Here is a 1992-nt window from a genome sequence, read left to right as displayed (position 1 = left end):
GGGGAGGGTGGGCCTCGCGTCAGCGAAGGTCGGGAGAGGGGAGCGACGTCTCCGGAACTGTCGCTCCCCTCTCCCGACCCGCTTCGCGGGCCACCCTCCCCCGCAGAGGGGGGAGGGCAGGGGACGTCCGCCTCAGGCCGCGGCGAGCGCGCCCATCGACATCGATTCCTTCTTCATCAGCTCGCGATAGAACCCGTCGAGATGGGTCAGCTTGTCCGGCGAGCCGTCCTGGATGATGCGGCCGCCCTCCAGAACCACGATCCGGTCGAAGTCCTTGAGGGTCGAGAGCCGGTGGGCGATGGCGATGACCGTGCGGCCCTTCATCAGGTTGGCGAGCGCGTGGCGGATCGCCTCCTCCGACTCGGCGTCCAGCGCCGAGGTCGCCTCGTCGAGGAGCAGGATCGGCGAATCCTTGAGGATCGCGCGGGCGATGGCGATGCGCTGGCGCTGGCCGCCCGAAAGCTTGACGCCGCGGTCGCCGACGATGGTGTCGAAGCCCTCCGGCAGGGCGTTGATGAAGTCGGTGCAGTGCGCCGCGTCGGCCGCCTTCCACACATCCTCGTCCGAGGCCTCCGGCCGGCCGTAGCGGATGTTCTCGCGCAGGGTGCGGTGGAACATCGACACGTCCTGCGGCACGACCGTGATCGCCTCGCGCAGGGATTCCTGCGTCACCCGGTCGATGTCCTGGCCGTTGATCAGGATCTTGCCGCCCTTGGCCTCGTAGAAGCGCTGGATCAGCGAGAACAGGGTCGACTTGCCGCCGCCCGACTTGCCGACGAGGCCGACGCGCTGGCCGGGCTCGAGCACGAGGTCGAAGTCGGTGAAGACCGAGCGCCCGTCCGGGTAGGCGAAGGCGACGTGCTGGAACTCGATGCGCGCGCCGGTGCCCGAGAGCGGCACCGCCTCGGGGTGGTCGATCAGGTCGTGCGGCTGCAGCAGGGTGTGCAGCGCCTCCGAGAGGCGGGCGGTGTGCTGGGTCGCGTCGACGAGCGCCACGGCGAGGTCGCGGGTGGCGGCGAGGATGCGGATGCCCAGCGTGCAGACCAGCACCACCTGGCCGTTGGTCGCCTGCCCCGCCTCCCACATGGTGATCGCCCAGTAGAGCAGGCCGAGCACCGCGAGCACGGTGAGGATCGCGTGCACGATGCGGAGCTTCTCGAGGTAGAGCAGCGAGGAGCGCCGCGCGCGCATCTCCTGGGCGATCGTGCCCTCGAAGCGTACGCCTTCGCGCTTGAACGCGGAGAAGGCGCGCACCAACGGCATGTTGCCGACGAGGTCCACCATCTCGCCGTCGACGCTCGCGGCCTTCGAGGCGAAGTCGTGGTGCAGCGGCTTGCCGGCCGCCGCCATCTTGAACATCAGCACCACCACGGCGGCGAAGATGCCGGCCAGCACCAGGGCCATCGTGACGTTGACGCTGCCGATGTAGAGAATCGAGCCGAAGGCCGCGACGCAGGGCGGCATCACGTTGAACACGAACATGTTCTCGACCGTGAAGATCGCGTTCGAGGTCGCGGTGATGCGCGAGGCCAGCGTGCCAGGCTGCCGGTCGGCGAAGAAGCTCGGGGAGTGCCCGGTCATGTGCCGGAACAGGTCGCGGCGGATGTCGCCGGTGACGCCGACGAAGGTGAACGAGCCGACGAGCGAGGCCACGCGCCAGAGCATGTTGTCGGCGGCGATGAAGGCGATGAGGACCGCGAGCGCCCCCCAGACGAGGTTCGCCTGCGGCCCCTTGCTCAGCGCGTCGACCACGCCCTTCAGCGCGTAGTCGGTCGAGACCGAGAAGCCGACGGCGCCGAGCACCGCGATCAGGATCACCGCATGCGGCAACGCCCGGCGCCGCAGGTAGCGGCCCACGAAGGCGAAGGGCCGGTCGGCGTATTGGCAGAGGTCTTCCATCGCGATGAGCATCTCGATTTCAGGCGACGCGGAGGGCCGGCGCGGGGCGGCACGATGAGGATTCTCGCGGCCTGCACGGGGCGGTCCGGCACC

At 69.5% G+C, this 1992-nt stretch carries 1 protein-coding gene; it reads right to left on the bottom strand.

From position 1 onward, the window contains the following. Positions 1-132: 132 nt before the first annotated feature. Positions 133-1899, bottom strand: a complete 1767-nt coding sequence (locus FV230_RS27705; protein ID WP_147844649.1) for an ABC transporter ATP-binding protein — start codon at positions 1897-1899, stop codon at positions 133-135. Positions 1900-1992: the final 93 nt, after the last annotated feature.

The sequence above is a fragment of the Methylobacterium sp. WL6 genome (assembly GCF_008040095.1).
In the GTDB taxonomy this organism is placed as follows: Bacteria; Pseudomonadota; Alphaproteobacteria; order Rhizobiales; family Beijerinckiaceae; genus Methylobacterium.
This window is presented reverse-complemented; position numbering and strand designations above follow the sequence as displayed.

Excerpts from the sequence above, each read along its gene's own strand:
- FV230_RS27705 (WP_147844649.1), bottom strand. The coding sequence starts at position 1,899 with ATGGAAGACCTCTGCCAATACGCCGACCGGCCCTTCGCCTTCGTGGGC.